This window comes from Pseudomonas sp. F2 (assembly GCF_057174385.1).
Genome location: NZ_CM169904.1, coordinates 289,645 through 307,746 on the forward strand (window position 1 = coordinate 289,645; position 18,102 = coordinate 307,746).

Below are 18,102 nucleotides of genomic sequence, written 5' to 3' on the forward strand. Positions count from 1 at the left end.
GGAAAAGTGGTTATGTCGTCTGTGGAATCATCGTTGACCAATCAGTTGCGGCAGTTGAAGGTCGGCAGCACTGAGACTATCAATCACATGCACGCTATACCCCGGAACATTCTTCGCATGATGCTTCGCCTGCGAAGCCATTTCCGCGAGTTGGCTGGCATCCAGTTCTGCGCAGGCCTCGGGTTGCAGGTGGACGACGCCGATCGATAACGAGAGCAGCGAAAACTCCTGCCGCACACCCTGGCGATTCGGCGCGATGAAGCAGCCAGCTTCAAGGTGCTCCGGGCGATAGAAACGGCGGCATTGGCTCTGGAAGTCGTCGAGCAGTTGATTGAGGCGTTTGCGCCAGTCTTCCGGGCCGAGCACCAGCAGGAAGTCGTCGCCGCCGATGTGGCCGACGAAGTCGCGGGACGGGTCGACGCGTTCGTTCAGGCATTGCGCCAGGCACAGCAGGACTTCGTCGCCACGGCCGTAGCCGTAGATGTCGTTGAAGGGTTTGAAGCTGTCGATGTCGACGTAGCAGATGATCGACTCGCGGCCCTGTTGCAGCAGGCGGGTCAGGCATTGCTGGATCGGCACGTTACCGGGCAGCAGGGTCAACGGGTTGGCGTAGCGCGCCTGCTGGATTTTCAGTTCGGTGATCAGTTTGAGCACGTCGATCACCCGACCGAGGCCGAGATAGCCGCCGTTGAGGGTGATGATGAAATCTTCTTCGATGCGCTGCCGGGCGCGGCTGGTGATCAGGCGGCTGACCTGTTGCAGCGACTGGCTCATTTCCACGGCGAGGAAGTCGTCGTTCATCAGGCGGCTGATCGGTTTGCGCGCGAACAGGTCGGTGGCGAACGGTTTCAGCAGTGCGTCGGACAGCGAATGGCGATGGACGATGCCGCATGGCTGGCCCTGTTCGTCGAGCACTGCCAGTGAATTCAGATTGGCTTGGCGGCGGAAGGCCTCCAGCACCGTGGCAGTCGGCGTGTCGCGATGCACCGCCGGTTGGTCGTTGAGCAGGGCGCTGAGGTCGCTGCCTTCGTCATTCAACGCCACGGCGCTGCTGTCGTGTTTCGGCATCAAGGCCCGGGCATCGCGAGATGGATGTTCCTGTGGGCGACCGAGCAGGTAGCCCTGCACCAGATCGACACCCATTTCGGTCAGCACCGCCAATTCTTCCGGCAACTCGATCCCCTCGGCGATCACCTGTGCGCGCGAGGCCTTGGCGATTTGCAGGATCGAGCCGACGAACTCTCGTTTCAACGCGTCCTGATGAATGCCGTCGATAAAGTGCCGGTCGATCTTCACGTAGTCCGGGCGCAGCTCCGACCACAGACGCAGGCTCGAATAGCCGGCACCCAAGTCATCCAGTGCAATCGAAAAGCCCATCGCCCGATAGTGATGCAGCGCGGTTTGCAGCAACTGGAAATCGTCGATCGGCGTCTGTTCGGTGAGTTCGATGACCACTTGGCTCGGCGGAATGCCGAAGTCCTGCAGCAGTTGCAGGGTTCGTCCCGGTTGGTGCGCGGCTTCGAGCAGGGACTCCGGCGAGACGTTGAGGAACAGCTTGCCCGGCAGTTGCTGCTCGTTGAAACGACGGCAGGCCGACTGGCGGCAGGCGATCTCCAGTTCGCTCAAGCGGCCAGCCTGACGCGCCACGGCGAACAGCGCGATAGGCGAGTGTAGCGGGCTGTTGGACGGGCCTCGGGTAAGGGCTTCGTAGCCGAGAATGCGACGCTCGGAGAGACAGATGATCGGCTGGAACAGGCTGTGCAAACCGCTTTGAGTCAGGATCGAGCTCAAGGCACTCAGCTGTTCGGTCGTGGTCATGGCAATCTCTGGCGATAAAAAAAGGACTGGGAGCGCTCTTGTTTGAAGAGGCGCTCCCAGTCCTTTATTTCACGACAGAATGATGACTGTTTGATGACGCTCCGGGGAGCGTCACCACTAAATTGCCATCATCTTACTTCTTGGCCACCTGATTGCTCAGCTTCAGGTAATCCAGCAGCACGCGCCCGGTTTCGCTCAGGTAGGCGTCGTCTTCTGGTTTGACCTTGTCCGGCTCGGCTGCGGCCAGCGCGTCTTCATCTTCTTTCTTCAGCTCTTTGAGCGGCTCTTCGCCTTTGGCTTTGCGACGGATGTTTTCCATCGCCAATTGCTTGGCATCGATGTCCGCGTGCTGGGCACGACGATCAGCTTCGTTGAGGCTGACGGTTTTTTCTTCCATCAGCTTCTGCGCCAGGGCCAGCTTGTCGCGGATGAACACGAACTCGGCGTCTTTGGCGCTGCGTGCGTCGTGCTCGGACTTGAGCTGCGCGAGGAACGGTTTGAACGGATCGGAGGCCGGCCTGATCGCCGCCTTGATGGTGTCCCACGGCATGGCTTCCGGCAGGGCACTTTCGCCGATTTCCTTGGTGTCGATGATCGACGGGTAGTCGATGTCCGGCAGCACGCCCTGATGCTGGGTACTCTGCCCGGACACCCGGTAGAACTTGGCCAGCGTCAGTTTCAGTTCGCCATGGTTCAGCGGCTGAATGGTCTGTACGGTGCCTTTGCCGAAGGTCTGGCCACCGATGATCAGTGCGCGATGGTAGTCCTGCATGGCGCCGGCAAAAATCTCCGAAGCCGAAGCGGACAGGCGGTTGACCAGCAGTGCCATCGGGCCTTTGTAGAACGCGCCCGGGTTTTCATCTTCGAGGACATCGACGCGGCCATCGGCATTACGCACGAGGACGGTCGGACCCTTGTCGATGAACAGGCTGGTCAGCTCGGTGGCCTCCTGCAGGGAGCCGCCGCCATTGTTGCGCAGGTCGATGACCACGCCGTCGACTTTCTCTTTCTGCAGTTCGGTCAGCAGTTTCTTGACGTCACGGGTGGTGCTCTTGTAATCCGGATCACCGGCACGGAACGCCTTGAAGTCGAGGTAGAAGGCCGGGATCTCAATGACGCCGAGCTTGTAGTCCTTGCCGTCCTGTTTCAGGTTCAGCACGGACTTTTTCACCGCCTGGTCTTCAAGCTTCACCGCTTCGCGAGTGATCGGCACGATCTTGCTGGTCTGATCGTTCGGCGCATTGCTCGCCGGAATCACTTCCAGGCGCACCACGGTGCCTTTCGGGCCGCGGATCAGCTTGACCACTTCGTCCAGACGCCAGCCCACCACGTCGACCATCTCTTTGTTGCCCTGGGCAACGCCGATGATCTTGTCGGCCGGTGCGACCTGCTTGGTCTTGTCGGCCGGGCCTGCCGGCACCAGACGCACGACTTTCACTTGATCGTTGTCGCTCTGCAACACGGCGCCGATGCCCTCCAGGGACAGGCTCATGTTGATGTCGAAGTTCTCCGCGTTATCCGGCGACAGATAATTGGTGTGCGGGTCGTAGGACATGGCGAAGGTGTTGATGTACGCCTGGAAGATGTCTTCCGCGCGGGTCTGGTCCAGACGCGCCAACTGGTTCTTGTAGCGCTTGGTCAAAGTTTCCTGGATCTGCTTGGAATCCTTGCCGGCAATCTTCTGCCGCAGCACTTCGTCCTTGACGCGTTTGCGCCACAGGTCGTCGAGTTCAGCGGTGGATTTGAGCCAAGGGGCGTCCTTGCGATCGATCAGCAAGGTCTCCTTGGTGGTGAAGTCCATCTTGTCGACGCCCTTGTTCAGCTCCGCAATGGCGAAGTCCAGACGCGCCTTGACGCGGTCCAGATAGCGCTTGTAGATGGTGAACCCGGCGTTGAGGTCGCCGCTTTTGAGGAAGTCGTCGAACTGGGTCTTCCACTTGTCGAATTCGGCGATGTCGCTGGCCATGAAATAGCTGCGCGACGGGTCCAGCAGCTTGATGTAGCTGTCGTAGATGATCACCGAGCGCGCATCGTCGAGCGGCGGCTTGCTGTAGTGGTGACGCTTGAGCAACTCGACGACGTTGAGACTGGCGATCACTTCGTCGCGATCAGGCTGCAAGTTGTCCCAGCTGTTGGCTGCGAAGGTTTTGCCCGACATCGGCAACAAGCCGATACCGATGAAAAGAGCGAGGGCGGTGCTGGGGAGCAAATGCTTCATGCTGATTCGACGCGGGGACAATTGATAACGCATATTAGGCCGTCTTTGAAGTCGCCGGTTCTACGAGAGCCGGTCGCATAATGCAAAAAGCCCGGCGCTACAGCTTCGGGCTCAGTCCAGACTCACTATGGAGGCACTGTGAAGGCATTGCAAGGCGTTGAAGGTCAAGTGGCATGGGTTGAAGAGCCGAGTCCGGCATGTGATGTAGGACAAGTGCGCATTCGTGTGGCGGCAGCCGGCCTCAATCGCGCCGATTTATTACAGAAAGCCGGGCTTTATCCACCGCCGCCCGGTGCCAGTCAGGTGCTCGGTCTTGAGTGCTCCGGGGTGATCAGCGAAGTCGGCGCCGGCTCGTCCTGGCAGGTCGGCGACCGGGTCTGCGCGTTGCTGGCCGGGGGCGGAATGGCTGAAGAGGTGGTCGTCGACGGACGGCACGTGCTGCCGGTGCCCGAAGGTGTTTCGTTGATCGAGGCCGCGGCATTACCCGAGGTTTATGCAACGGTCTGGCTCAACGTGTTTCAACTGGCGGCGTTGAAACCGGGCGAGAAGGTTCTGCTGCATGCTGGCGCGAGTGGAATTGGTTCAGCCGCCATTCAGCTGTGCAAGGCGTTTGGCAATCCCTGTTGGGTCAGCGTTGGCTCGCCCGAGCGTCTGGCCTACTGTGAAGCGCTGGGCGCCCAGGGCGGGGTGGTGCGCAGCGATGACCTGGAGAGTCTGCGCGACTTCGGTCCGTTTGACGTGATCCTCGATCCGGTCGGCGGCAATTACGCGGCGCTGAACCTCAAGCTGACGGCGCTGGATGGACGCTGGGTGCTGATTGGTCTGATGGGCGGGCGTGAGGCGAAACTGGACCTGGCACAGGTACTGGCCAAACGTGTGCAGTTGCTCGGTTCGACGTTGCGCAGTCGCGATGATCAGTTCAAGGCCGACCTGTTCAGCGACTTGAGCCAGCATGTATGGCCGCTGTTTGCCGAAGGACGGTTGAGTCCGCAACTGGCGAAAACCTTTCCGGTGAAAGACGCCGAGGCGGCGTTTGCCGAGCTGGCGAGCAATACGGTTTCGGGGAAAGTGGTGCTGGTGATTGACGACAGTCTGAGCTGATTGGAAGGGCAAGATCAAAAGATCGCAGCCTGCGGCAGCTCCTACAGTGGGAGGGTGTACACCCTGTAGGAGCTGCCGCAGGCTGCGATCTTTGTTTTTACTTCCAGAGATGGATCGGCCAGCCTGCTTTTTCGGCATGCTCCAGCAGCACCGGATCCGGATTCACCACATGCGGGAAATCCACCTTCAGCAGCAACGGCAGATCATTGCGTGAATCTGAATAGAAACTCGCGCCCTCAAGGTTCTCTTCCTCGGCGTCCAGCCATTCCAGCAGGCGGATGATCTTGCCTTCGCGGTAGGTCAGGGTGCCGACGGTCTGGCCGCTGTAAACACCGTGTGCGACATCCAGTTCGATGCCGAGAATTTCGTCGATGCCCAGGCGGTCGGCGATCGGTTTGACCAGGTGCGTGCCCGAGGCCGAGATCACCAGGATCCGGTCGCCGGCCTTGCGATGGGCGGCGATGGTTTTGGTCGCGTCGCTGAAGATGATCGGTTCGATAAAGTCTTCGACCCATGGGCCGACCAGGTGCTCGAGCTCTTCCGGGGTACGCCCGATCAGCGGTTCGAGGCTGAACGCCATGAATTCTTCCATGCGCAATTTGCCATGGCTGTAGGCGTCCATCAGCTCGTTGTTCTTGCGCATGAACGACTCGGGATCGACCCAGCCCAGGCGCCCCATCTGCTCGCTCCAGAGGGTGGCGCAGTCGCCGTGGATCAGGGTTTCGTCCAGATCAAAAATTGCCAGGGCCATCAGTGCAGTTCTCTCTTCAACGTCAGCAAAGTCATCAGGCTACCTCACACAGGGCCGTCGGATCGATGGAAAGCGCCAGACGCTGACCGTCGGGATGCAGATCCGCCGCCGAGCGGTTGAGCACGTCCACCACCAGTTCCACACCGCGCGCTTCGACCCGATAGCGGATCACGTTGCCGAGCAGGCTGTGGCTGCGGATCTGCGCATCGAGTTCACCATTGAGGCTCAGTTCGATGGCTTCCGGGCGTATGGCGATGCGGTGGTTGATCGGCCGTTGCAACAACTTTGAGGCACTGTCGGCGTCGAGCAGGTTGTAGTTGCCGATGAAGCCGGCGGCGAACACATCGACCGGTGCGGTGTAGAGGGTTTCGGCGTCTCCGCTTTGCACGATCTTTCCCTGGTTCATCAGGAAAATCCGGTCGGACATGGTCAGCGCTTCTTCCTGGTCGTGGGTGACGAAGATGGTGGTCAGGCCGAGTTCGCGCTGGATCTGGCGGATCTGTTCGCGCAGGTGTTTACGGATTCGCGCATCCAGCGCCGACAGCGGTTCATCCAGCAACAACAGGCGTGGGCGGGTGACCAGCGAGCGGGCGAGGGCGACACGCTGGCACTGACCGCCGGAAAGCTGATGCGGATAACGGCTGGCGAAGTCGTGCAGTTCAACCAGTTTCAGCACCTCGGCGACACGCTTGTGGCTGTCGTCCGCGTTGACTTTTTGCATGCGCAGGCCGAAGGCGACGTTCTGCTCGACGGTCATGTTGGGGAACAGCGCGTAGCTCTGGAACACCATGCCGATCCCGCGTTTCTGCGGGCTCAGCGGCACGATGTCGACGCCATCAAGCAGGATCTTGCCGCCATCCACCGGCGTCAGCCCGGCGATACAACGCAGCAGGGTGGACTTGCCGCAACCGGACGGGCCGAGCAGGGTGACGAACTCGCCTTTGTTGATTTCGCAGTTGATGTCGCTGAACACCGTGGTGCCCGCGTAGTTTTTCTGCAGGTGTTGGACGCTGACGTAGCTCATTCGCTTTTGTCCTTGTTCAAGATGTTGGCGATCCAGGTCAGGACCAGCACGAAAAAGAAGTACGAGATCACCAGCGCACTGGTGAAGTGGCCGCTGCTGTTGCGCATGTTGTTCAAATACACCTGCAGGGTTTCGTAGCGCGTGCCGACGAGGATGTTGGCGAACACGAATTCCCCGAACAGGAACGAGAACGATAGCAGCAGCGCGACCATCAGACCTTTGCGCAGGTTCGGCAGTACCACCAGAAACGCGGCCTGAAAGGTGCTGGCGCCGAGCAGTTGCGCGGCGTCCATCAGGTCGCGCAGGTTGATCGCCTGCAGGTTGTTGGTGATCGCCCGGTACATGAACGGCAGCGCCACGGTGAAGTAGCAACCGATCAGGATCCACGGCGTACCGACCATCGCCAGCGGCCCCGAACCGTACAGTTGCAACAGGCCTACCGACGACACCACTGGCGGCACCGCGAAGGGCAGCAGGATCAGGATGTTCATCAGCGCATCGAGCTTCGGGAAGTGGTAATGCACCACGAACAGCAACGGCAGGATCAGCACCACCGACAGCACCAGCGCGCCCACGCACACCAGCAGCGACTGGCCGAAAGCATGCAGAAAGCGTGGATCGCTCCACAGCTGGAGGTACCACTTGAAAGTGAAGCCGCTGGGCAGGATGGTCGCCGACCAGCTGCTGGCGATCGAATAGATCAGCGTACCCACCAGCGGCAGCAGCAGGATCGCGAACAGCAAATAAACCACGACGCGGTGGTAGACGCCGGCCGGGCCGGATTCAGCGCGAGACATGGTAGCTCCTCTTCAGCAGCAATTGATGCACGACGGTGACGATAGTCATCAACGCCACCAGCACCACGGCCAGGGCACTGGCGAGATTCGGGTCGAGGGAAATGTCCCCGGAAACCATTGCCGCGATGCGGATCGGCAGCACGTTGAAGTTACCGGTGGTCAAGGCGTACACCGTGGCGTAGGCGCCGAGAGCGTTGGCCAGCAGGATCACAAACGTACCGAGCAGTGCCGGGGTCAGCACCGGCAGACCAATATGCCGCCAGAACTGCCAGCCGTTGGCGCCGAGCAGCGCAGCGGATTCGCGCCAGTCTTCACGCAAGGCGTCGAAGGCCGGGTAGAGCAGCAGCACGCCGAGGGGAATCTGGAAGTAGGTATAGAGAATGATCAGGCCGGTTTTCGAGTACAGGTTGAAGTCCTGAATGATCCCGGCCTGCTTGAGCATGATCGTGATGCTGCCGTTGAAACCGAGCAGGATGATGAACGCGAAGGCCAGGGGCACGCCGGCGAAGTTGCTGGTCATGTTGGCGAAGGCATTCACGAAGTTGCGCAGTTTCGAGTCGACCCGGCGCAATGAGTACGCGCCGAGCACGGCGATGATGATGCCGAACACACTCGACCAGAAACTGATCTCCAGGCTGTACTGGATTGCCTGCAGATAGAACTTGGAACTGAAGATCTTGCTGAAGTTGGCGAGGCCCCAGCCGAATTCTTCCGATTGCAGGCTGTTGATCATCACCCAGACCAGCGGGGCGATTTCGAACACGATAAAGAACAGGGCGAACGGCACCAGGCACAGGGCTGCCAGCCATTTGCCGCGAGTCATGGCATTCACTTGAGCAGCTCCCGGCATACAGGTTTGTCGTGGGGGGCGCCGAGCAGTTCACAGACGGTGCCGCAGATCTCGGTTTGTTTCGGCGCGGCATCAATATTGAAGCTGAAGGCGTCACCGAAAACGAACAGCGGAACCTGGCGTTCTTCCGGCAACAGGCCGTTGTGCGAGCGGTCGTTGTTCATGCCGTGGTCGGCGGTGACCAGCACCTGATAGCCCGCATCGAGCCAGCCTTGCAGGTAGTCGGCGAGGATGATGTCCGCCGAGCGTGCGCTGTTGCGGTATTGCGTGGAGTCGAGGCCGTGCTTGTGGCCGGCGTCGTCGATGTTCATCGGGTGAATCAGCAGAAAGTTCGGCGCATGGCGCAGACGCAGGTTTTCCGCATCGGCAAACAGGTGCGAATCCGGGTAGTGATCGCTCCAGTAGAAGTGGCCGTGCTGAATCGGCAATGACAGGTTTTCGGTGTGCCGGTCGCGGGCCACGACGAACGGCGAGCGGTTATACAGCTCGCTGACCCAGTGATAGGCCGCTGCGGCGGTTTTCAGACCGGCGTCGCGGGCGTAGTGATAGATGCTGCGCTGGTTGGACAGACGCGCGACGTTGTTGTGGACGATGCCACTGTCGATCGGCGGCACGCCAGTAAGGATGCATTCGTAAAGCGGTCGGGACAGGGCCGGCAACTCGCACTCCAACTGATAGAGCGCGGCGCGTCCTGCGCCAACGTAAGCCTGCAGATGCCCCATGGCGTGCCGCGCGACCTCGTAGTTGAGACCGTCGAGCACGACAAGGATGACGTTGTGCTTCATAGGGGCAAAAACTCCGAAAACAAAACTTGGATCGTTCAATGTAGGAGCTGCCGCAGGCTGCGATCTTTTGACTCTGCCTTTTAAAAGCAAGATCAAAAGATCGCAGCCTGCGGCAGCTCCTACAGATGAAGGATTACTTCATCTCGACGATGACTTCTTCGTTCCACTTCTGCGGCAGGGCCTTGGAGGTTTTTTCCCACGCGTCGGCGTCCTTGATTGGCGTGACCTTCTTGTACTGCTCGTTTGGCAGCAGCTTGGCTTTCACGTCTTCCGGCAGTTGCAGATGTTCGGCACGGATCGGACGGGCGTTGCCGCGCGCCAGGTTGGTCTGGCCGGCGTCGCTGAAGATGTATTCGCGGGTCAGCTTGGCGGCGTTCGGGTTTTTTGCGTACTTGTTGATGATGGTGGTGTAGCCGGAAATCACCGAGCCGTCGGACGGGATCAGCACCACGTAGTCATCCGGGTTGGCCATCTTGGCCTTGTAGCTCAGACCATTGAAGTCCCAGACCACGCCGACTTCGATCTCGCCTTTTTCCATGGTGGCGATGGTCGGGTTGGCCATCGACAGGCGACCTTGCCTGGCGATGTCTGCAAACAGCAGCAGGGCCGGCTGGAGGTTCTTCTCGTCGCCACCGTTGGCCAGGGCCGCGGCGAGTACGCCGTTGGCGGCTTGCGCGGCGGTGCTCACGTCACCGATGGAAACCTTGTATTTGCCACCCTTGAGGTCAGCCCATTTGGTCGGTACTTCGGAACCGTGCAGCAGCTTCTTGTTGACGATGAAGGCGATGGTGCCGGTGTAGGCCAATGCCCAGTTGCCGTCCTTGTCCTTGGCCCAGGCCGGCACCTGATCCCAGGTGCTCGGTTTGTACGGTTGCACCACGCCCTGCTTGACCGCGATCGGGCCGAAGGCGGCGCCGACGTCGCCGATGTCGGCGGTGGCGTTGTCTTTTTCAGCGGCGAACTTGGCGATTTCCTGGGCCGAGCTCATGTCGGTATCAATGTGTTTCAGGCCGTAGGTCTTGGCCAGGTCTTCCCAGGTGCCTTTCCAGTTTGCCCAGTCATCGGGCATGCCGACGCTGTTGACGGCGCCTTCCGCTTTCGCAGCGGCTTCGAGGGTTTTCAGATCGGTGTCGGCCGCCATGGCGGCGGTGCACATTGCAATGGTCGAGCCTAACAGTGTTGCCAGGAAAAGCTGTTTCATTCCGAAGCTCCTTGGTCGTGTTCAACGCTGCGATTGCGGTTTGTGTTGGTCTAGGTCAGCAATACCTGAGCCAATTTAAGGGGGCTGGATGACACTTTGATGTCGGCGGTCGCCCGGCAGGCCTTTTATTGGCCCGGTTTCGGCGCTTGCCCGCTAAGCGTAGACCAAGGTCAAAGCCCCGGCAGACAAGGCACTTGGCCGAGGTATTGCAAGTCATGAAGGCGACCGTCGGGCGGGTTTGTCATCTCTCGGTCATCTGCACTGCCTAGGCTTGCAAGACATGGAAACGGCTTGCAGGCCGTACGGTTTTTGCCCCGAAACAGTGCTGGTCTAGTCCAGATAGGTAACGTTGATGCGCGATGAGGCAACAAAAGCGGTGACAGCGATTGGTCAGGTGCTGCAGGAGCAACTTGATCACGGCCTGCTCGCGCCCGGGAGCAAGTTGCCGGCCGAGCGCAAGCTCAGTGAGTTGTTCGGCACCACGCGCATCACGGTGCGTGAGGCGTTGTTGCAACTGGAGGCACAGGGGCAGATCTATCGCGAGGAGCGCCGAGGCTGGTTCGTTTCGCCGCCGCGTCTGGCGTACAACCTGATGCAGCGCAGTCACTTTCACGCGATGGTCAGTGCGCAGGGCCGGGTGCCGTCGACCGAGGTGATTTCCGCGCGTCTGCAGCCGGCTTCGGCGGCGGTGTGTGCGTGGTTGCAGTTGCCGGCGTTGTCCAGCGTGATCCAGATTTGCCGGTCGCGGCGGATTGACGGGCGGCTGGTGCTGTATGTGGAGCATTATCTGAATCCGCAGTATTTTCCGGGGATTCTGGGGTTCGATTTGAATCAGTCGATGACCGAGTTGTATGCGCGGCATTACGATTTGCACTATGGGCGGGTGCGGTTCGAGATTGTGCCGACGTCGTTGGCGGTGGATGCGGCGGCGGCTTTGCGGGTTTCTGTGGGGAGTCCGGGGTTACGGATTGCTCGGGTCAATTATGATCAGCATGAGCGGTTGATTGATTGTGATCTGGAGTTTTGGCGGCATGATGCGATTCACGTTGGGGTTGATGTGGTTTGATGGTTTTGGGTGAATATCCGTTGCTGCGGTAACGGCGGCTTAGGGTTCCGCCCTTACGGCGGGTCACTTTTGACAAACGCCTCAAAAGTAACCAAAAACGCTTGCTCCTGCGTTCGGCCCGCTCGCTGGGGCTCGGGGTTCCTTCGCTCCGGGATTGTTCCGGGGGCAGCGCCTACGGTTTGCTTCGCTGCACCTCCTCTCGCTGTGTTTGGCTGCGCCAAACGGTCGCTGCGCTCCCAGCCCGGATCAATCCCTCCACTCAGCCTTCCGACGTCGCCCGTGGATCAAGATCAAGAGCTGCAGCCGAGCTAACGCTCATCCTGTTGAATGGTGAAAAGCATGCGGTCTGACTGGACTGCTTTGGTTTTCTGTGGGAGCGAGCCTGCTGGCGAAGGCGGCCTGCGGGCCGACCAATTTTCAACAGACCGCACCCGATCCACCTGTGGGAGCTGGCTTGCCAGCGATGGCGGCCTGACAGCCGACCAATCTCCAACAGACCGCACCCATTCCCATTGTGGGAGCTGGCTTGCCAGCGATGGCGGCCTGACAGCCGACCAATTTCCCACTGCCCACACCCAATCCACCTGTGGGAGCGAGCCTGCTCGCGAAGGCGGCCTGACAGCCGACCAATTTCCAACTGAATACACTCATTCCCACTGTGGGAGCTGGCTTGCCAGCGAAGGCGGCCTGACAGCCGACCAATCTCCAACAGACCGCACCCATTCCCATTGTGGGAGCTGGCTTGCCAGCGATGGCGGCCTGACAGCCGACCAATTTCCAACTGAACACACCCAATCCACCTGTGGGAGCTGGCTTGCCAGCGAAGGCGGCCTGACAGCCGACCAATCTCCAACAGACCGCACCCATTCCCACTGTGGGAGCTGGCTTGCCAGCGAAGGCGGCCTGAGAGCCGACCAATCTCCAACAGACCGCACCCATTCCCATCGTGGGAGCTGGCTTGCCAGCGAAGGCGGCCTGAGAGCCGACCAATTTCCAACTGAATACACTCATTCCCACTGTGGGAGCGAGCCTGCTCGCGAAGTCGCCCCCACAATCACTTCATCTCTATCTGGCCGCCTCAGCATTCCCATACAAATAATCCGTCGCCAGCGACGCCATGGTCCTCACTCCAACCACCAGCGCCGACTCATCCACAAAGAACCCCGGATTGTGATTCGGCGCGGCCTTGCTCATGTCCTGATCCCGTGGTGTGACGCCGAGGAATACGAACAACCCCGGTACTTCCTTGGCGAAGAACGAGAAGTCTTCCGCGCCGCCCACCAGCGGCGCATTGACCACGTCATCCTTGGCTGCCCACTTCAACGTCGGCAGCATTTTTTCCGTCAGTGTCGGGTTGTTGATCGTGGGGTCGTATTTTTCGATGATGGTCACGTCGGCTTTCGCGCCGCCGCTTTCGGCGATGTTTTCGATGGTCTGGCGTACGTCGGCGTGGAGTTTCTGGCGGATGCCGTAGTCGTAGGAGCGGATGGTGCCGCTCATGTCCACGGACTCGGGAATGATGTTGTAGCGGGTGCCGCCATTGATGGTGCCGATGCTGACCACCGACGGGTAAGACGAAATGTCGGTGCGGCGGCTGACCACGGTTTGCAGACCGACGATGGTTTGCGCGCCGACGGTGATCGGGTCGATGCCGTCCCACGGGCGGCCGGCGTGGGTTTGTTTGCCGAGGATTTTGATGCGCAGGTCGTCGGAGCTGGCCAGGGTGGCGCCGGGGCGGTAGGCGATCTGGCCGGCGGGAACTCCGGCCCAGACGTGCAGACCGAATACGGCGTCGGGTTTGGGTGATTTCATCACGCCTTCCTGCACCATCATTTTTGCGCCCCAGGTGTTCTTGCCGTCGGGGATGAAGTCGCTCGGGCCTTCTTCGGCGGGCTGGAAGTAGAACACCACGGTGCCGGGCAGGGTGTCGCGCAGACCGGTGAGGATTTTCGCCGTGCTCAACAGGATCGCAATGTGGGCGTCGTGGCCGCAGGCGTGCATCACGTCGACTTCTTTGCCGAGGTAGGTGCCTTTGGCTTTCGAGGCGAAGGGCAGGTCGGCGACTTCCTTGACCGGCAGTGCGTCCATGTCGGCGCGCAGGGCCACGGTCGGGCCGGGCAGGGCGCCTTTGAGGATGGCGACCACGCCGGTGCGGGCGACGTTGGTTTTGACCTCCAGGCCCATGGCCTTGAGCTGTTTGGCGACCAGTTCAGAGGTGCGTGTTTCGGTGTTGCCCAGTTCCGGATGGGCGTGGATGTCGCGGCGGGTTTCCAGCAGTTGCGGCTCAAGTGCCTTGGCTTGCGCGGCGATCTGTTCGCGGGTGCTGTCCAGGGTGGCGGCGCTGGCGGTGCCGGCCAGCAGGGTGAACAGAACGGTCTGGGCGATACGTGTCAGCTGCATCGGGTTTCTCCATGGTTATTGTTTTTCTGGCTTCCCTGCCTGTGACCCGAGTGTCTGCGCGAAGTGCTATTCCTTCGGCTGGCCACCACCGGCAGTGATGACCTGCACGCTCATGCGTGGCGTCGCCAGATCGAGCCCGGCCTCGTCCAGATGGCGTTTGAGCGACAGGTTAAAGGCCCGGGAAACTTCCCATTGCTTGATTGGCGCGGTCTTGAAGCGCGCACGCAAAATGGCGCTGCCGGACTCGAAACTCTCCACGCCCTGGATCTCCAGTGGCGACCAGATGTTGCGCCGTTGCAGCGGGTCGGTGCGCATTTTCTGGCCGACTTCGCGCATCAGTTTGATCGCATCGTCGATTTCCATGTTGTACGGCACCGCCACGCGGAAGATCGCGTAGCCGAATTCCCGTGAGTAGTTCTTGATGCTTTTGATTTCGCTGAACGGGATGGTGTGAACGATGCCGTCGATGTCGCGCAGGCGCACGGTGCGGATGGTCAGGCCTTCGACAGTGCCCAGATGCCCGCCGACATCGACGTAGTCATCAATGGCCAGCGAGTCTTCGATGATGATGAACAGGCCGGTGATCAAATCCGCCACCAGCGATTGCGCACCGAAACCGATGGCCAGACCGATCACACCGGCACCGGCCAGCAGTGGCGTGACGTTCATGCCCATGTTCGCCAGGGCGACGATCAGCGCAATGATGAAAATCGCCACGAACAGCACGTTGCGGATCAGCGGCATCATCGTCTGCGCGCGGGCATTCGCCAGGCCTTTGCGCGAGCGGGTGAGGGCGTGATGCACGGCGGTGTCGGCGAGGATCCAGATCAGCCAGGAGAAAATCAGCGTGCCAATCAGGCTGAACAGTTTGACGCTGACGTCGTGGCCTTCGCCCTCGGCAAAGCCGATCAGCGATTTGCCCCATACGCGCAGGCCGAGTTCGATGAAGATCAGCCACACCAGCAGGTGGGCGAGGGTGTAGAAGAAGCTTTTCAGGCGTTCCGAGTACAAGGCATGGCGCTTCGGCCCGCGTTGCGGTTTGAGTGAGTGCCGGCGCACCAGACCGTTGATCACCATGCACATCACCAGCAGCACCGTGCAGATCAGTGACTGGCGCAGGGCGGTGCTGGTGTCGCCGGCGGAGACGAAGGTGGCGAACAGCGAAATCCCGACCAGCACCAGCGCCGGCACGTACCAGAAGGTGCCGAGGATATCGATGGTGTCGCTGAGGGCGCGGCGGGTCAGGCGACGGGACAATGGCTGGTTGCGGATCAGATGGGCGATTGGCCGGCGGAAACGCAGGATGAACAGCCCGGTGAACAGCGCCGCGAGGACATTGGTGACGGTCGCGGTGGTGTGCGCCAGATGCACGCCGAGGCTTTCCACCAGGCGCGGGTCGTTGAGCGCTTCACCGAACGCGGCGAAGCTGCCGATCAGCCAAAGCGGACGGAACGCCTGATGCCGCAGGATGTACAGCGCCCGGTGCCGGTGCGGGCCGTCGAGCAGCGAGAAGGCGATCACGCAGATCGCCGAGAAACAGGTGCCGACCACCAGCGCATACGCCAGCACCATCGCCAGGCTCTTGCCCAATGACGACGGCAGCGCGTAGCTCATGTAAACGGTGATGACCAACGCGATCAGCCATGGCCCGAGCTTGCGCAGGGCGAAGCGCAACATGTCGAGGGCCTTGGGGTGCTGCGGCAGTTCTTCGGTCAGGCCGAAGCGCATGCGCACCCGGTGACCGAGCCAGATCAGCGCGGCGGCGAGCAGGCTCCAGACCATCAGGATCACCGCGAAGCCGAAGATGATCGGCAGCCACTCGCTGGCTGGCAACATCAGGTTATCGAGTTCGTCCTTGGCCAGGTCGAACTCGTCGGACCAGCGGGTCAGCGGACTGTCGTCGCCGGAGAACTGCTTCTCGAAACTGGCCAGCGTGCCGCCAATCAGGCCCAGCACGCCTTCTTCCGGTGAAACCTGGGCTTTCTTTGTGGCGTCGCGCAGCTTTTTCAGATCGCTCAGCAACTGTGCACGTTGCTTGTCGTTTTCCAGCGACTTGATGACTTCATCCAGCGACTGGCCCAACGGTTCCTGCGCCTCGGGCTGCGCCTTGGTGGAGTTGAGCAGTCCCGGCAAGCCCACCGCGTGAGCGGGGGCCAGCGGCAGCAGCGTCATCAGGCAGACAAGGAACAGGCATGGCAGAGCAAACAGACGAGCGAACACTAGGCGGTCAACCTCGCAAAGGGGCGAATTGAGCGAGTGTACGAGGCAGTCAGAATCAATGCGAGCCGGGCGCGGATTTATTCGTTGAGTTTGGCGAGGATCTTGTAGACCACGGTCGCCAGGATCATCAGCATGCCGATCCACATGGCAAACACACCGGCGTTCTTGTCGCGGAAGTTGAAGCCGATCGCCAGCAGGATCATCCCGCTCAGGATCGGGACGAGCATGGCGTGGAACGAAGACATCGAGATCATGGAGACTGCCTTGTCGAAGGGGATGATGTAAGTCTAGGTCGGTTTCATTGAAGCTGTATTGATCTGTGTAGGAGCTGCCGCAGGCTGCGATCTTTTGATCTTGCTTTTGAACTGCAAAAAACAAGATCAAAAGATCGCAGCCTGCGGCAGCCCCTGCAGGGATTTGTGATCATCCCGAGAGATGATCGTTTAGCGATTACGGCAATTCACGGGAGGCGTAGAACGCGCTCAGCACTTTGACCAAGTGTGCCAGGTCATGGCTGCCGCACAGTTCGCGGATCGAGTGCATGGCGAAGGTCGGCAGGCCGATATCGACGGTGCGCACGCCCAGGTGGCTGGCGGTGATCGGGCCGATAGTCGAACCGCAACCCATGTCGCTGCGTACCACGAAGCTCTGCACCGGCACTTCTTCGGCCATGCACAGGTGGCGGAAAAATCCGGCGGTTTCGCTGTTGGTGGCGTAGCGCTGGTTGCTGTTGACCTTGATCACCGGGCCGGCGTTGAGTTTCGGGCCGTGGTTGGCGTCGTGCTTCTCGGCGTAGTTGGGGTGTACGCCGTGGGCGTTGTCGGCCGAGACCAGCAGCGATTTCTGAATGGTGCGCACGAACTCGTCGCCTTCCGGCAGCAGGCGGCGCAGGGTCTGTTCGAGCATCGGGCCATCGGCGCCGCACGCCGAGCAGGAGCCGACTTCTTCGTGATCGTTGCACACCAGCACGCAGGTTTCTTCGGTGTCGGCGCTGAGCAGGGCTTGCAGGCCGGCGTAGCAGGACAGCAAGTTGTCCAGGCGCGCGCCGGCGATGAAGTCGCCATGCAGGCCGATGATCGCCGCGCTCTGGGTGTCGTAGAAACTCAGCTCATAATCCAGCACCACGTCGGCGTTCAGGCCGTGTTCGCGAGCCAGTTGATCGGTCAGTACCGCACGGAAGTCGACGCGCTCGTCACCGGCGAACTGCGCGAGTATCGGCGGCAGCTCGGTCTGTGCGTTGATCGCCCAGCCTTGGTTGGCTTCACGGTTGAGGTGAATCGCCAGGTTGGGAATGATCGCGATCGGTGCCTTGAAGTCGATCAACTGGCTTTCGACCTTGCCGTCGCGACGGAAGGTGACGCGGCCGGCCAGCGACAGGTCGCGGTCGAACCACGGCGCCAGCAGTGCGCCGCCGTACACTTCAACGCCCAGTTGCCAGAAGCCCTGACGTTGCAGTTCCGGTTGCGGCTTGACCCGCAGGCACGGGCTGTCGGTGTGGGCGCCGATCAGACGGATACCGTCGTGCAGCGGCGAGTTGCGGCCCATTTTGATCGCGACGATCGAGGAGTCGTTACGGGTGACGTAATAGCGGCCGTTGGCCTCGGTGGTCCATGGCTCGCGCTCGTCGAGGCGCACGTAACCGGCGGCCTCCAGACGCTGAACAAGGCTGGCGGTGGCGTGGAACGGGGTAGGGGAGGCCTTGAGGAAGTCGATCAGGCCTTGGTTCAACTCTTCGCGCATAAGAAGCTCCAGACAGCAATGGGCGCGAGTTTAACGCATCGGCCGGGGAATTGAATCCGGACAGGATCCCCTGTGGGAGCGAGCCTGTTCGCGAAAGCGCTATGACATTCAACATTGATGCTGACTGATCA

Annotated in this window: 14 protein-coding genes; 2 read left to right on the forward strand and 12 right to left on the reverse strand. The window is 60.7% G+C overall.

Annotation, left to right across the window (positions count from 1 at the left end; all coding sequences use genetic code 11):
• Positions 1–27: 27 nt before the first annotated feature.
• Both AC193Q_RS01335 and AC193Q_RS01340 read right to left on the reverse strand, forming a co-directional pair.
• Positions 28–1,818, reverse strand: a complete 1,791-nt coding sequence (locus tag AC193Q_RS01335) for a bifunctional diguanylate cyclase/phosphodiesterase (protein WP_121184444.1) — start codon at positions 1,816–1,818, stop codon at positions 28–30.
• A 133-nt stretch (positions 1,819–1,951) separates the two neighbouring features.
• Positions 1,952–4,036 carry a carboxy terminal-processing peptidase gene (locus AC193Q_RS01340; RefSeq protein WP_182404143.1) on the reverse strand — a complete coding sequence of 695 codons (2,085 nt, stop codon included), beginning with the start codon at positions 4,034–4,036 and terminating at the stop codon, positions 1,952–1,954.
• A 138-nt stretch (positions 4,037–4,174) separates the two neighbouring features.
• Between AC193Q_RS01340 and AC193Q_RS01345 the strand changes: the two genes are divergently transcribed.
• Positions 4,175–5,137 carry a zinc-binding dehydrogenase gene (locus AC193Q_RS01345; protein ID WP_121184446.1) on the forward strand — a complete coding sequence of 321 codons (963 nt, stop codon included), beginning with the start codon at positions 4,175–4,177 and terminating at the stop codon, positions 5,135–5,137.
• Positions 5,138–5,234: 97 nt separating this feature from the next.
• On the opposite strand, the gene AC193Q_RS01350 is transcribed toward AC193Q_RS01345, so the two are convergent.
• From AC193Q_RS01350 to AC193Q_RS01375, 6 genes are all read right to left on the reverse strand, one after another.
• The gene (locus AC193Q_RS01350; RefSeq protein ID WP_121184448.1) at positions 5,235–5,888 is read right to left on the reverse strand and encodes an HAD family hydrolase; all 654 of its coding nucleotides are present in this window, start codon (positions 5,886–5,888) and stop codon (positions 5,235–5,237) included.
• 34 nt (positions 5,889–5,922) lie between these two features.
• A complete protein-coding gene (locus AC193Q_RS01355; protein WP_121184450.1) occupies positions 5,923–6,912 on the reverse strand; it encodes an ABC transporter ATP-binding protein in 990 nt (329 codons plus the stop codon).
• A complete protein-coding gene (locus AC193Q_RS01360) occupies positions 6,909–7,709 on the reverse strand; it encodes an ABC transporter permease (RefSeq protein ID WP_007965346.1) in 801 nt (266 codons plus the stop codon). Before AC193Q_RS01360 ends, AC193Q_RS01355 begins: the two co-directional genes overlap by 4 nt.
• Positions 7,696–8,532: an ABC transporter permease gene (locus AC193Q_RS01365; RefSeq protein ID WP_169841260.1), complete on the reverse strand. Its 837-nt coding sequence runs from the start codon at positions 8,530–8,532 to the stop codon at positions 7,696–7,698. The genes AC193Q_RS01360 and AC193Q_RS01365 overlap by 14 nt, the downstream gene beginning before the upstream one ends.
• A gap of 5 nt (positions 8,533–8,537) precedes the next feature.
• Positions 8,538–9,344 carry an alkaline phosphatase family protein gene (locus tag AC193Q_RS01370; RefSeq protein ID WP_047292932.1) on the reverse strand — a complete coding sequence of 269 codons (807 nt, stop codon included), beginning with the start codon at positions 9,342–9,344 and terminating at the stop codon, positions 8,538–8,540.
• Positions 9,345–9,477: 133 nt separating this feature from the next.
• Positions 9,478–10,545 (reverse strand): ABC transporter substrate-binding protein, encoded by a 1,068-nt coding sequence (locus AC193Q_RS01375; protein WP_047292934.1) that lies wholly within the window; start codon positions 10,543–10,545, stop codon positions 9,478–9,480.
• Between the two features lie 352 nt (positions 10,546–10,897).
• On the opposite strand from AC193Q_RS01375, the gene AC193Q_RS01380 reads away from it, so the two are divergent.
• A complete protein-coding gene (locus AC193Q_RS01380) occupies positions 10,898–11,611 on the forward strand; it encodes a UTRA domain-containing protein (RefSeq protein ID WP_047292936.1) in 714 nt (237 codons plus the stop codon).
• 1,065 nt (positions 11,612–12,676) lie between these two features.
• Here the strand turns inward: AC193Q_RS01380 and AC193Q_RS01385 are convergent.
• From AC193Q_RS01385 to AC193Q_RS01400, 4 genes are all read right to left on the reverse strand, one after another.
• Complete coding sequence (locus AC193Q_RS01385) at positions 12,677–14,011, reverse strand: amidohydrolase (RefSeq protein ID WP_483879067.1); 1,335 nt, start codon at positions 14,009–14,011, stop codon at positions 12,677–12,679.
• A gap of 66 nt (positions 14,012–14,077) precedes the next feature.
• Positions 14,078–16,231 (reverse strand): mechanosensitive ion channel family protein, encoded by a 2,154-nt coding sequence (locus AC193Q_RS01390; RefSeq protein ID WP_047292938.1) that lies wholly within the window; start codon positions 16,229–16,231, stop codon positions 14,078–14,080.
• A 77-nt stretch (positions 16,232–16,308) separates the two neighbouring features.
• Positions 16,309–16,485: a hypothetical protein gene (locus tag AC193Q_RS01395; RefSeq protein ID WP_177327380.1), complete on the reverse strand. Its 177-nt coding sequence runs from the start codon at positions 16,483–16,485 to the stop codon at positions 16,309–16,311.
• 196 nt (positions 16,486–16,681) lie between these two features.
• The gene (locus tag AC193Q_RS01400) at positions 16,682–17,971 is read right to left on the reverse strand and encodes a M18 family aminopeptidase (protein WP_483879068.1); all 1,290 of its coding nucleotides are present in this window, start codon (positions 17,969–17,971) and stop codon (positions 16,682–16,684) included.
• Positions 17,972–18,102 lie beyond the last annotated feature (131 nt).